We start from the raw sequence: 13353 nt of genomic DNA on the forward strand, positions 1-13353 counted from the left end.
CAGCCCGTCCGGGCATCACGGTCAAACCCGGAGTTCGTCCGTGGCCGGGCGGGAGGCCTGTACCTCAAGAGTGCACTCCTCGGACGCCGCTTCGCTCCGGCGGGCGCGCCTTCTGGCCAGCGGGGTCGCGAGCAGCGTCAGGGCGACGAAGACCGCGATGGCCAGCAGCACGATCGTCGCGCCGGGCGGGACGTCCTGGTAGTACGAGGTCACGGTGCCGGCCAGAGCCACCGCCGTGCCGATGACGACCGACAGTACGAACGTCACCTTGAAGGACCTGGAGATCTGCTGCGCGGCCGCGACCGGCACCACCATCAACGCGCTGACCAGCAGCAGCCCGACAACCCGCATCGCCACGGTGACGGTCACCGCCGCCGTCACGGCGACCAGCAGATTCAGTGCGCGCACCGGCAGCCCGGTGACCCGGGCGAACTCCTCGTCCTGACTGACCGCGAACAGCTGCCGGCGCAGCCCCAGCGTCACCAGCAGCACAAAGGCGGCCAGCAGACAGATCGCGGTGATGTCCTCGGTGGAGACCGTGGAGAGGGAGCCGAAGAGATACGAGGTGAGGTTGGCGTTGGAACCGGTGTCGGAGAGGTTGATCAGCAGGACACCGCCCGCCATACCGCCGTAGAACAGCATGGCCAGCGCGATGTCGCCGCGGGTGCGTCCGTACCAGCGGATCAGCTCCATCACGACGGCGCCGACGACGGCGACCGCCGTGGCCATCCACACCGGGCTGGTGGAGAGCAGGAAGCCGAGGCCGACACCGGTCATCGCGATATGGCCGATGCCGTCGCCCATCAGGGCCTGGCGGCGCTGGACGAGATAGATGCCGACGGCGGGGGCGATGACGCCGACCAGTACGGCGGCGAGCAGTGCCCGCTGCATGAACGGAGGGTCGAGGAATTCCATGATCAGCTCAGCAGTCCCGTCCGGACGGGCTCGGAGGCCGCGTGGGGGTGTACATGGTCGTGTCCGGGCAGGGCGTGCTGGCCCAGCGCCTTCGGGGGCGGCCCGTCGTGCATCACACAGCCGTCGCGCAGCACGATGGCGCGGTCGATCAGCGGTTCCAGCGGGCCGAGCTCATGCAGCACGAGCAGCACCGTGGTGCCGGCAGCGACCTGTTCGCGGAGCGTCGCGGCGAGGATCTCCTGGCTGGCCAGGTCGACGCCGGCCATCGGCTCGTCCATGATCAGCAGCTCCGGTTCGGCGGCCAGCGCCCGGGCGATCAGCACCCGCTGGTGCTGCCCGCCGGAGAGCGCGTTCACGGAGTCCTTGGCCCGGTCGGAGAGGCCCACGAGGTCGATGGCCCGGTCGACGGCGGCCCGGTCGGCCTTGCGGAGCAGCCCCAGCTTCGTACGGGAGAGGCGCCCGGAGGAGACGACCTCATGGATCGTGGCGGGGACGCCGCCGGCCGCGGTGGTGCGCTGGGGTACGTAACCGATCCGCGCCCAGCTGCGGAAGCGGCGCAGCGGGCTGCCGAACAGCTCGATGGAGCCGCCGGTGAGCGGGACCTGGCCGATGACGGAGCGCACGGCGGTCGACTTGCCCGAGCCGTTGGCGCCGAGCAGGGCGACGACCTCGCCGCGGTGGACGGTCAGGTCGATGCCGCGCAGCACCGGACGCGCGCCGAGCGTGGCCGTGGCGCCGCGCAGGGCTATCACGGGTTCGGTTGTGGTGCTCCCGGGCTCGGGCATGAGCGCCTCCGATGCTGCTGTGGCGGGTGTTACGTGGGTCACTTCGCGCCGAGCGCCTTCTGCAGGGCGGCGAGATTGGACTGCATGACCTCGATGTAGTTGTCGCCCTTGGACTTGTCCGTGATTCCCTCCAGCGGGTCCAGGACGTCGGTCTTCAGGCCGGTGTCCTTGGCGAGGGTCTTCGCGGTCTTGTCGCTGGCGAGCGTCTCGAAGAATACGGTCGTGGCCTTGTTCTTCTTCGCGACGGTGTGGATCTCGCTGATCCGGGCGGGGCTGGGCTCGGCCTCAGGGTCGACGCCGGCGATGCCCTCCTGGGTCAGGCCGTAGCGCTCGGCGAGGTACCCGAAGGCGGAGTGGGTGGTGATGAAGGTCTTGGTCGCGGTGTCCTTCAGGCCCGTCTCGTACGCCGTGTTCAGCGCGTCGAGCTTGTCGACCAGCGCGTCCGTGTTCTTGCGGTAGTCCGCGGCGTGGTCGGGGTCGGTCTTCTCCAGGGACTTTCCGACGCCCTTGGCGACCTCGGCGTACTTCACCGGGTCCAGCCAGATGTGGGGGTCGGCTCCGGCCTCGTCTCCGTGGTGCTCATGGCCGTGTTCGTCGGCGCCGGTCTCGGTGCCGTGGTCTTCCAGCCGGGTGAGGGTCGAGGCGTCGACGATGTCCTTCGAGCCGGACTGCTTGATGGCGTCGTCGACGGCGGGCTGGACGCCCTTGAGGTACAGGATGTAGTCGGCGTCGCCGAGTCCGCCGATCTGCCGCGGGGTGAGCTCCAGGTCGTGCGGCTCGACGCCCGGCTTGGTCAGCGTGGTGACGGAGACGTGCTTCCCGCCGATCTGCTCGGCCAGGAACTGCATGGGATAGAACGAGGCCACCACGTTCAGCTTGTCGCCGTTCTTGTGGTCGGCGGCGTCCGAGGCGGAGCAGGCGGTGAGGGCGGTGAGGCCGAGGACGACCGCTCCGGCGACGGTGGCGGTGGGTATGAGGCGGCTTACGTTCATGACAGTCATTTTCAACAAAACTGGAAACGATTGTCAACAAGGGCGGTGGGGTGACCCCTCGGCCGACTGTGCCGATACCGATTTGATCCAAGGGGCGTGCCCGCCGGTAATCTGAAGCATTCGCCCGCCCGTCTCCCGACCACCACCCCCCACCGAGGCGCTTCGCGCCACCCCTGTCCAATTTCGTCGTCGTAATGAAGAGAGCACCGTGGCCGCCGACAAGATCGACTCCATCGTCAGCCTGAGCAAGCGCCGTGGCTTCGTCTATCCCTGCAGTGAGATCTACGGTGGTCAGCGCGCCGCCTGGGACTACGGGCCGCTGGGCGTCGAGCTGAAGGAGAACCTCAAGCGCCAGTGGTGGCGCTACATGGTCACCTCGCGCGAGGACGTGGTCGGAATCGACTCGTCGGTCATCCTGGCCCCCGAGGTCTGGGTTGCCTCCGGCCATGTCGCCACGTTCACCGACCCGCTGACCGAGTGCACCTCCTGTCACAAGCGCTTCCGCGCCGACCACCTGGAGGAGGCGTACGAGGAGAAGCACGGCCACGCGCCCGCGAACGGTCTGATCGAGCTCAACTGCCCCAACTGCGGCAACAAGGGCACCTTCACCGAGCCCAAGCAGTTCTCGGGTCTGCTCTCCACCCACCTCGGCCCGACCCAGGACTCCGGCTCGGTCGCCTACCTGCGTCCCGAGACCGCCCAGGGCATCTTCACCAACTTCGGCCAGGTGCATCAGACTTCGCGCAAGAAGCCGCCGTTCGGTATCGCCCAGATGGGCAAGTCCTTCCGGAACGAGATCACTCCGGGCAACTTCATCTTCCGTACCCGCGAGTTCGAGCAGATGGAGATGGAGTTCTTCGTCAAGCCGGGCGAGGACGAGAAGTGGCAGGAGTACTGGATGGAGCAGCGCTGGAACTGGTACACCGGCCTGGGCATGCGCGAGGAGAACATGCGGTGGTTCGAGCACCCGCAGGAGAAGCTCTCGCACTACTCCAAGCGCACCGCTGACATCGAGTACCGCTTCCGCTTCGGCGGCAGCGAGTGGGGCGAGCTGGAGGGCGTCGCCAACCGCACGGACTACGACCTCAAGGCGCACTCCAAGGCCTCGGGCACGGACCTGTCCTTCTTCGACCAGGAGGCCGGCGAGCGCTGGACTCCGTACGTCATCGAGCCTGCAGCCGGTGTCGGCCGCGCGATGCTCGCGTTCCTCCTCGACGCCTACATCGAGGACGAGGCGCCCAATGCCAAGGGCGTCATGGAGAAGCGCACCGTGATGCGTCTCGACCCGCGCCTCGCGCCGGTCAAGGTCGCCGTCCTGCCGCTGTCCCGCAACCCGCAGCTGTCGCCGAAGGCCAAGGGCCTCGCGACCGACCTGCGGAAGAACTGGAACATCGAGTTCGACGACGCGGGCGCCATCGGCCGCCGCTACCGTCGTCAGGACGAGATCGGTACGCCGTTCTGCGTCACCGTCGACTTCGACACCCTCGACGACAACGCGGTGACCGTGCGCGAGCGCGACACCATGAAGCAGGAGCGCGTCTCCCTGGACCAGATCCAGGCCTACCTCGGCGCCCGGCTGCTGGGCTGCTGACGCACCACGGTTTCACGGCGAAGCCCCCGGTTCCTCGTACGGAACCGGGGGCTTCGTCGCACACTGTCCACGCTGAGCAGTTGCGTCAATGCGTCACCAGGAGGCCCGCATGCCGTCCATCCCTCTCTTTGGAGGGAATCCCCGTGTTCAGGTGGGGAGGGGATCCGGTCTTGGGGCTGCTCTAGTTCTCAGGCTGGAGTGGACGTTTTTGCTGTTCGATGTACTGCTTGACGGTATCCAGTGGAGCGCCACCGCAGGATCCGGCGAAGTAGGAGCCTGACCAGAAACGGCCGTGCATGATGAAGCGGTTGACGTGGTCGGTGAACTCTTGCCGCAAGTAGCGGGAGGATACGCCCTTGAGTGAGTTCACCAGGGCCGACAGGGCGACCTTCGGCGGGTAGTGCACCAGGAGGTGCACGTGATCCTCTTCGCCGTTGAACTCGATCAGCTCCGCGCCGAAGTCCGCGCAGACGTTCCTCATGATCTCCTCGCAGCGCGTCAGCATGGCGTCGTCGAAGACTTCGCCCCGGTACTTTGTCACGAACACCAAGTGTGCGTGGAGATTGCAGACAACGTGACGGCCCCGACGGACCTCGGAATTCGGTTCCCAGCGTGGTGACATAGACCAAGTGTAGTATGATCGAGCGAGCTCGACCGGAAGGGGGGTGGGCCGGTGATCCGTGCGTACAAATTCCTCATGCGGCCCACCGTGGGTCAGGCAGTCGCGCTCGGCGAGATGCTGCGCGACCACTGTTCGCTCTACAACGGGGCATTACAGGAACGCCGTGATGCCTTCCGGCACGTGTCGAGGACGAGCATCAAGTACGGGGTGCAGTCTGCACAGCTGAAGGAGATCCGGGCGTTCGACCCGGAGCGGCAGGGCCGCTGGTCCTTCTCCTCGCAGCAGGCCACGCTGCGTCGCCTGGACAAGGCGTTCGGTGCGTTCTTCCGGCGGATCAAGGTCGGCGAGACGCCTGGCTACCCGCGCTTTCGTGGGGTGAACTGGTTCGACACGGTGGATTTTGCCAAGGACGGCGACGGCTGCCGGTGGAACTCCACCCCGCACGACCCCGTTACCCGGGTCCGTTTCCAGGGCGTCGGGCACGTCAAGGTCAACCAGCACCGTGCGGTGGTCGGCAAGGTCAAGACCGTCAGCGTCAAGCGCGAGGGCCGCAAGTGGTTCGTCGTGCTCACCGCCGAGCAGGACCGGCCCGAACCGCTCCCGCCCACGGGCAGCGTCGCCGGTATCGACCTGGGCATTGCCTCGTTCCTCACCGACTCCAACGGCGTACACGTCCCCAACCCGCGCCACGGCCGCAAGGCCGCCGCGAAACTCGAAGCCGCACAGCAGGCCCTGAGCCGGTTCCCACGCCGCAAAGCTGAAGACCGCACGAAAAACCACCAGCGGGCCGTGGAGAAGGTTGCCACGCTCCACGGCAAGGTCCGACGCCAGCGGCTCGACCACGCGCACAAGACCGCGCTCGCCCTGGTCCGTGAGCACGACTTCATCGCGCACGAAGACCTCAAGATCCGCAACATGAGCAAGGCCCCCGCACCGAAGCCCGACCCTGGAACGCCGGGCACTTTCCTGCCCAACGGGGCAGCGGCGAAATCCGGGCTCAACCGTTGCATTGCCGATGCCGGATGGGGGGTGTTCCTGACGATCCTGTACGCCAAGGCTGAGAGCGCCGGACGGGAAGTGATCGCCGTGGACCCCCGCAACACCTCCCGGACCTGCCCCGAATGCGGGCACACCGCCAAGGAGAACCGGCCCACACAGGAGAAGTTCCACTGCGTCTCGTGCGGCCACCAGGCACACGCCGACGTCGTTGGAGCAACCAACGTTCTACGGGCCGGGCTGGTCCGCCGCGACGCCAACCAGGCATAGCGAGAAGCCACCCCGTTCACGGGGTGGAGGAGTCACGACCACGAGCAAGGTCAGCGCTCAGCAGATGGGATCAGCACGGCCGTGAACTCATCGTCCACGTCACGAAGTCGAGGATGCAGCGGCAGCTGAACTGCGACACCTGCGGCTGGCGCAAGGGCGTGCAGTTCCTGCCCTGGCTCAAGGCCGAGGAACATCTCGCCGAGGCGCACCAGGCAACGGTCGACCGGACCGCCTGAGCGGGCCGTCCGCAGCCGCTGTCCGCCGGCGCGAGACCGGCACGGGCGCCGACCCGGTGGAAAACCGGGTGCTGAGCCCGTTCCGGCCGGGGTACGGTTCGGGCATGTCTTCGTTCTTCCAGATCTACGAGTGAGAGTGCGGCGGGCCCGACCACCCGCCGCCCATCGGACCGATCCAGGTCGCCTCAGACCTCAATTCTCACCACGAATGGGAGAACGCCGTGGCCAAGAGCCGTAACAACCTCCTCGGTGTGGGCGGACAGCGCAAGAAGCTGTCCCGCGCCGAGCAGCAGGGCGTGGGCGCTGCCCGCACCACCGACCGCAAGGCGGCCGCCGACCAGAAGCAGGAACTGCTGCGCAAGATGCGCGAGCGCGCGCAGTCGGGATCAGCCTCCGACTCCGACGACGGCTCTGCCCGGGCCGAGCCGTCGTCGGACGGCACCGCGCAGCCGAGCGCGTCCGAGCAGGACGACTCGGCGCGGAGCTGACGCCTCCTGATCACCCGTACGACCGTGGGCCCGGATCAGCTGAAGTGATCCGGGCCCACGCCCTTGTCCGCTTGTCCGCGCCCCGGCAGCGGCTGCTCCGTCTTCACGCCCTGGAACCCGCCGACGCCTGATGCCCGGCGGGGGCACCCGTCGGCGCCTCCAGCCGCTCCGCGGTACGGCGCGCCGTCTCCAGCGCCCAGTGCCCACTGGTCAGCGCCCCCACCAACAGGACGCACAGCCCGCACCCGGCGAGGATCCACCAGGCGGGCTTGCTCGCGTCCACGAAGGCGGCCGCGTACTCGGCGCCGCGCGGCGAACCGGTACCGGCCACGCCCGCCGCCAGCACCGCGCCGATCACGGCGACCCCGAGCGTTCCGCCGATCTGCCGGCTGGTCGAGGCGACCGCCGCCGCCACACCGGCCTGTGAGCGCGGCATCCCGGAGACGGCGGTGTTGGTGATCGGCGCGTTCACCATGCCGAAGCCGAGACCGAACAGCACATAGCCGGTGAACAGCAGGACGTCGTCCGTCTCCGCGTCGAACGCGGCGAACAACAGTCCGCACGCCGTCATGGCCACGCCCGCCACCAGCAGCGGCAGCCGCGGCCCCCGGCTGCCGACGAGCCGGCCCGACAGCGGTGCGCAGACAAAGGTCAGGGCCGCCATCGGCAGCATGTACAGACCGGCGTGCAAAGCGCTCAGACCGCGCACGTTCTGCAGATACAGCGTGTTGAGGAAGAGGAACCCGCTCAGTGCGGCGAAGGCGCAGACCGCGATGGCGGTGGCACCGCTGAACGGGGCGCTGTGGAAGAACCTCAGATCGATGAGGGGCTCGGCGCGCCTGGGCTCGTACAGCAGCAGCCCGACGAGCGAGCACACGGCGAGCGCCGTGAACACCAGGATCCGCGGCGAGGTCCAGCCCACCGAGGGCGCCTCGATGATCGCGTACGTCAGCGGACCGAGCAGTCCGACGACCAGCAGTTGCCCCACGGGATCGGGGCGGCGCGGCTTGGGGGCGCGGGACTCGGGGACGTACCGCCAGGTGAGCAGCAGCGCGGCGAGACCGACCGGCAGATTGATCCAGAAGATGGACCGCCAGCCGACCGAGTCCACCAGGAGGCCGCCGACCACCGGGCCCGCCGCCATGGAGATGCCGACGACACCGCCCCACACCCCGATGGCGCGGGCCCGCTCGCGCGGGTCGGTGAAGGTGTTGGTGATGATCGACATCGCGACAGGGTTGAGCATCGAGCCGCCCACCGCCTGCACCATCCGGAACGCCACCAGCGACTCCAGGTTCGGCGCCAGGGAGCAGAGCGCCGAGCCGAGGGTGAAGAGGACGAGCCCGATCTTGAAGATCTTCCGGCGCCCTATCCGGTCGGCGGTGGAGCCCGCGAGCATCAGCAGCGAGGCGAGGACGAGGGTGTAGGCGTCGATCGTCCACTGCATGCCTGCGACGGTGGCGTGCAGTTCCTTCTGCATGGAAGGCAGGGCGACATTGAGGACGGTGTTGTCGAGGCTGACGATCAGCAGACTCATGCAGCAGATCGCCAGCACCAGCTGCCGTCGGCGGGGGCTCAGCTCGGGCATACTTGGATAGTACGGTTAACTAACGAACTCTGCCGACGGGCCGCTCCGCGCCGTACGCGACAATGGAGCAATGACCACGCTCGCCCCTTCGCTCCCGCTGCTCCGGATCGGCCCCCACACGGTGCAGCCGCCGGTGGTGCTCGCCCCCATGGCCGGCATCACCAACGCCCCGTTCCGCACCCTGTGCCGGGAGTTCTCCGGCGGCAAGGGGCTGTTCGTCAGCGAGATGATCACCACGCGGGCGCTGGTCGAGCGCAATGAGAAGACCATGCAGCTCATCCACTTCGACGCGAGCGAGACCCCGCGCTCGATCCAGCTGTACGGAGTGGACCCGGTCACCGTCGGCAAGGCCGTCCGTATGATCGTCGACGAGAACCTCGCCGACCACATCGACCTGAACTTCGGCTGCCCGGTCCCCAAGGTGACCCGCAAGGGCGGCGGCTCGGCGCTCCCGTACAAGCGGCCACTGCTGCGCGCGATCCTCAACCAGGCGGTCTCCAACGCGGGCGATCTGCCGGTCACCATCAAGATGCGCAAGGGCATCGACGACGACCACATCACTTACCTCGACGCGGGCCGGATCGCGGTCGAGGAAGGTGTCACGGCCGTCGCCCTGCACGGCAGGACGGCCGCCCAGCACTACGGCGGCACCGCGGACTGGGAAGCCATCGCCCGCCTCAAGGAGCACGTCCCGGAGATCCCGGTCCTCGGCAACGGCGACATCTGGTGCGCGGACGACGCCCGCCGGATGATGCGTGAGACCGGCTGCGACGGCGTGGTCGTGGGCCGGGGCTGCCTGGGCCGCCCCTGGCTCTTCGGCGACCTGGTGAGCGCGTTCGAGGGTACGGAGACGAGGCGGGCGCCGGCGCTCCGGGAGGTCGCCACCGTCATGCTGAGGCACGCGACGCTGTTGGGGGAGTGGATCGGTGACGAGACCCGTGGCGTGATCGACTTCCGCAAGCATGTCGCCTGGTACCTCAAGGGCTTCTCGGTCGGCTCCGAGATGCGCAAGAAGCTGGCGGTCACCTCGTCGCTGGACGAGCTGGGCGGTCAGCTGCAGGAGCTGGACCTGGACCAGCCGTGGCCGGACGGCGCGGACGGGCCGCGCGGGCGAACCTCGGGCAACAACCGGGTGGTCCTGCCGGACGGCTGGCTGAAGGACCCGTACGACTGCGCGGGCGTGAGCGCCGACGCGGAGCTGGACACCTCGGGCGGCTGAGAACACTCCCGGGGCCTGACGGGGGTTCCGGCGGGGGCCTTCCACAGCTTCCCCGGCCCTCCGGGTCCCTTCAAGAGGCACGCGGCATCACAGGCACCGCGTGCCTCTTCCTTTGCATCGCTCATATGAGCGCCACATTGAGCCGGATTCGGCGATATCCAGCCAAGGGTGAGCCTTAATGCGCCCGCACGGGGCATCGCGCATTGAATCTGCTCACACTCGGCTGCATCTTGATGATCAAAGGGTGACCATCAGCCGCCCCTCGCCCGTCCGGATGGTGACATCTGAGCGCCGATCGTAGAGTGATTCTCGCCACCCTGAGAACCGCATCGCTCAAATGAGCGCAGATTTGGGAGGTGCACTTCTCAAATGATGGCACTGGGTGCCAAGGGGCTTCACTTTGATCGATCGACGCTTCCACTGCGCTGCGTGGTCGATTGAGGGTATTCCGGTCGCGCTGAGTGCTTATTCATTCAAGAAGTGAAGACATTCCTTCGATCGAGGGACAGGTCATGTCACTTTCGATCTGCTGGCGGACGGGTGGTTGAGGCCTCATGACGCGCAAGTGGACGTACCCAGACACCTTCGATCTGGGTATGTTCCTCGCCGTCAGGGCAGCCACAGCGTCCTCGAGGAGTCGAGACCCGTGTCGGAAAACAAAGATCCCCACGTATCCACCCCGGAATCCCGGGAGCCCCAGGGCGAGAAGTTCGTTTATGACTTCACCGAGGGCAACAAGGATCTGAAGGACCTGCTCGGCGGGAAGGGTGCCAACCTCGCCGAGATGACCAATCTCGGGCTCCCCGTCCCTCCGGGCTTCACCATCACCACCGAGGCGTGCAAGGTCTACCTCGACAGTGGCCAGGAGCCGACGAAGCTGCGCGACGAGGTCAGCGCGCATCTCGACGCCCTTGAGGCGCGGATGGGCAAGAAGCTCGGCCAGGCGGACGACCCGCTCCTGGTCTCGGTCCGCTCCGGCGCGAAGTTCTCGATGCCCGGCATGATGGACACGGTCCTCAACATCGGCCTCTCCGACGAGTCCGTGGTCGGTCTCACCGCCCAGGCCGGCGACGAGCGGTTCGCGTGGGACTCCTACCGCCGCCTCATCCAGATGTTCGGCAAGACCGTCCTCGGTGTCGACGGCGACCTCTTCGAGGAGGCGCTGGAGGCGGCGAAGGAGGCCAAGGGCGTCACGGTCGATGTGGATCTCGACGCGGCCGACCTGAAGAAGCTGGTCAAGCAGTTCAAGAAGATCGTCTCGCGGGACGCCGGACGTGACTTCCCGCAGGACCCGCGCGAGCAGATGGACCTGGCCATAAAGGCCGTCTTCGACTCGTGGAACACCGACCGGGCCAAGCTCTACCGCCGCCAGGAGCGCATCCCCGGCGACCTCGGCACGGCCGTCAACATCTGCTCGATGGTCTTCGGCAACCTCGGTCCCGACTCCGGTACCGGAGTCGCGTTCACCCGCGACCCGGCCAGCGGTCACCAGGGCGTCTACGGCGACTACCTTCAGAACGCGCAGGGCGAGGACGTCGTCGCCGGTATCCGCAACACCGTGCCGCTCGCCGATCTGGAGTCGATCGACAAGAAGTCGTACGACCAGCTGATGCAGATCATGGAAACCCTCGAAACGCACTACAAGGACCTGTGCGACATCGAGTTCACCATCGAGCGCGGCCAGCTGTGGATGCTCCAGACCCGGGTCGGCAAGCGCACGGCGGGTGCCGCCTTCCGGATCGCCACGCAGCTCGTCGACCAGGGCCTGATCGACGAGGCCGAGGCGCTCCAGCGGGTCAACGGGGCGCAGCTCGCGCAGCTGATGTTCCCGCGCTTCGACGAGGAAGCCAAGACGCAGCTGCTCGGCCGTGGCATCGCCGCGTCGCCGGGCGCCGCGGTCGGCAAGGCGGTCTTCGACTCGTACACCGCCGTCAAGTGGTCCCGCTCCGGCGAGAAGGTCATCCTCATCCGCCGCGAGACCAACCCCGACGACCTCGACGGCATGATCGCGGCCGAGGGCATCCTGACCTCGCGCGGCGGCAAGACCTCGCACGCCGCCGTCGTCGCACGCGGCATGGGCAAGACCTGTGTCTGCGGTGCCGAGGACCTCGAAGTCGACACCAAGCGCCGCCGGATGATGGTGGGCGGCCGGGTCATCGAGGAGGGCGACGTCGTCTCCATCGACGGCTCCACCGGCAAGGTGTACCTCGGCGAGGTCCCCGTCGTCCCGTCCCCGGTCGTCGAGTACTTCGAGGGCCGGATGCACGCGGGCGCCGACGACGCCGACGAGCTGGTCGCCGCCGTGCACCGGATCATGGCGTACGCGGACCGGGTGCGTCGGCTGCGGGTGCGGGCCAACGCCGACAACGCCGAGGACGCGCTGCGCGCCCGCCGCTTCGGAGCCCAAGGCATCGGCCTGTGCCGTACCGAGCACATGTTCCTCGGCGAGCGCCGCGAGATGGTCGAGAAGCTGATCCTCGCCGACACGGACGAGGAGCGCGAGACCGCGCTGGCGGAGCTGCTGCCGCTGCAGAAGGCCGACTTCATCGAGCTGTTCGAGTCGATGGACGGACTGCCCGTCACCGTACGGCTGCTCGACCCGCCGCTGCACGAGTTCCTGCCGGACATCACGGAACTGTCGGTGCGCGTCGCGCTCGCCGAGTCCCGCAAGGACGCCAACGAGAACGACCTGCGTCTGCTCCAGGCCGTGCACAAGCTGCACGAGCAGAACCCGATGCTCGGTCTGCGCGGAGTACGGCTCGGCCTGGTCATCCCCGGCCTGTTCGCGATGCAGGTCCGGGCGATCGCCGAGGCGGCCGCGCACCGCAAGAACGCCAAGGGCGACCCGCGCGCCGAGATCATGATTCCGCTGGTCGGCACGGTCCAGGAGCTGGAGATCGTCCGCGACGAGGCCGACCAGGTCATCGCCGAGGTCGAGGCGGCCACCGGCACCGAGCTGAAGCTCACCATCGGCACGATGATCGAGCTGCCGCGCGCCGCGCTGACCGCCGGTCAGATCGCCGAGGCCGCGCAGTTCTTCTCCTTCGGTACGAACGACCTGACCCAGACGGTGTGGGGCTTCTCCCGGGACGACGTGGAGGCATCGTTCTTCACCGCGTACCTGGAGAAGGGCATCTTCGGGGTGTCTCCGTTCGAGACGATCGACAAGGACGGTGTGGGCTCGCTGGTCCGCAGCGCGGTCGCGGCCGGCCGTGCCACCCGCCCGGACCTCAAGCTCGGCGTCTGCGGCGAGCACGGCGGCGACCCGGAGTCGGTGCACTTCTTCCACGAGGTGGGCCTGGACTACGTGTCCTGCTCCCCGTTCCGCATCCCCGTCGCCCGCCTGGAGGCGGGCCGCGCGGCAGCGGACTCGAAGGGCAGCGACAGCCGCTGACCCGACACCACACCCCCTGACCCCGGAGCCGCCGTCGGCTCACCCGTACCCTCACCGACTCGACGGCAACTCCGGAACTCCCAGAGGCGGCGGCACCCTGTGCGGGGATGCCGCTGCTTCGTTTTGTTCTGGGGAAAATGGTTGTTCGACGTTGTGCCTTTTCTTCGTTCACTACGCAAAGTTCGTTCAGTGCGCAAAGACATGGGCCGGGAACGGACCGGGGTGCGGCCCATGGATCCCCATCCATGGGTCGCACC

General features: G+C 67.8%; 11 protein-coding genes. 6 read left to right on the forward strand and 5 right to left on the reverse strand.

The features are described 5' to 3' along the window. Positions 1-21 precede the first annotated feature (21 nt). From OG953_RS29385 to OG953_RS29395, 3 genes are read right to left on the reverse strand one after another with little or no spacing between them, the layout of a single operon-like run. Positions 22-915, reverse strand: a complete 894-nt coding sequence (locus tag OG953_RS29385) for a metal ABC transporter permease (protein WP_405688049.1) — start codon at positions 913-915, stop codon at positions 22-24. A gap of 2 nt (positions 916-917) precedes the next feature. Beyond that, positions 918-1700 (reverse strand): metal ABC transporter ATP-binding protein, encoded by a 783-nt coding sequence (locus OG953_RS29390; protein ID WP_405688050.1) that lies wholly within the window; start codon positions 1698-1700, stop codon positions 918-920. Between the two features lie 38 nt (positions 1701-1738). Next, a complete protein-coding gene (locus tag OG953_RS29395) occupies positions 1739-2692 on the reverse strand; it encodes a metal ABC transporter substrate-binding protein (protein WP_405688052.1) in 954 nt (317 codons plus the stop codon). A 208-nt stretch (positions 2693-2900) separates the two neighbouring features. On the opposite strand from OG953_RS29395, the gene OG953_RS29400 reads away from it, so the two are divergent. Continuing rightward, positions 2901-4283, forward strand: a complete 1383-nt coding sequence (locus tag OG953_RS29400) for a glycine--tRNA ligase (protein ID WP_405688054.1) — start codon at positions 2901-2903, stop codon at positions 4281-4283. Positions 4284-4464: 181 nt separating this feature from the next. Here the strand turns inward: OG953_RS29400 and tnpA are convergent, their stop codons facing one another. Continuing rightward, positions 4465-4905 carry an IS200/IS605 family transposase gene (tnpA, locus tag OG953_RS29405; protein ID WP_405688055.1) on the reverse strand — a complete coding sequence of 147 codons (441 nt, stop codon included), beginning with the start codon at positions 4903-4905 and terminating at the stop codon, positions 4465-4467. Positions 4906-4956: 51 nt separating this feature from the next. Here tnpA and OG953_RS29410 point away from each other — a divergent pair, with 51 nt between their 5' ends. The 3 genes from OG953_RS29410 to OG953_RS29420 all read left to right on the forward strand — a co-directional run bounded on the left by OG953_RS29410 (position 4957) and on the right by OG953_RS29420 (position 6895). After that, on the forward strand, positions 4957-6171 hold the full coding sequence (locus OG953_RS29410) for an RNA-guided endonuclease InsQ/TnpB family protein (RefSeq protein WP_405688057.1): 1215 nt from the start codon (positions 4957-4959) through the stop codon (positions 6169-6171). A gap of 23 nt (positions 6172-6194) precedes the next feature. Then, a complete protein-coding gene (locus OG953_RS29415) occupies positions 6195-6407 on the forward strand; it encodes a hypothetical protein (RefSeq protein WP_405688058.1) in 213 nt (70 codons plus the stop codon). 221 nt (positions 6408-6628) lie between these two features. After that, on the forward strand, positions 6629-6895 hold the full coding sequence (locus OG953_RS29420; protein ID WP_383756385.1) for a DUF6243 family protein: 267 nt from the start codon (positions 6629-6631) through the stop codon (positions 6893-6895). 103 nt (positions 6896-6998) lie between these two features. Here OG953_RS29420 and OG953_RS29425 read toward each other — a convergent pair whose 3' ends face one another. Then, entirely contained in the window at positions 6999-8483 is a 1485-nt protein-coding gene (locus tag OG953_RS29425; RefSeq protein WP_405688059.1) for an MFS transporter, read from the reverse strand. Between the two features lie 70 nt (positions 8484-8553). Here OG953_RS29425 and dusB point away from each other — a divergent pair, with 70 nt between their 5' ends. Together dusB and ppdK are read left to right on the forward strand one after the other, a co-directional pair. After that, positions 8554-9702, forward strand: coding sequence for a tRNA dihydrouridine synthase DusB (gene dusB, locus OG953_RS29430; protein ID WP_351253604.1), 1149 nt, complete (start codon positions 8554-8556; stop codon positions 9700-9702). Positions 9703-10348: 646 nt separating this feature from the next. Continuing rightward, the gene (gene ppdK / locus OG953_RS29435) at positions 10349-13096 is read left to right on the forward strand and encodes a pyruvate, phosphate dikinase (protein WP_405688060.1); all 2748 of its coding nucleotides are present in this window, start codon (positions 10349-10351) and stop codon (positions 13094-13096) included. Positions 13097-13353: the final 257 nt, after the last annotated feature.

The organism is Streptomyces sp. NBC_00057, assembly GCF_045041165.1.
Lineage (GTDB): Bacteria > Actinomycetota > Actinomycetes > Streptomycetales > Streptomycetaceae > Streptomyces.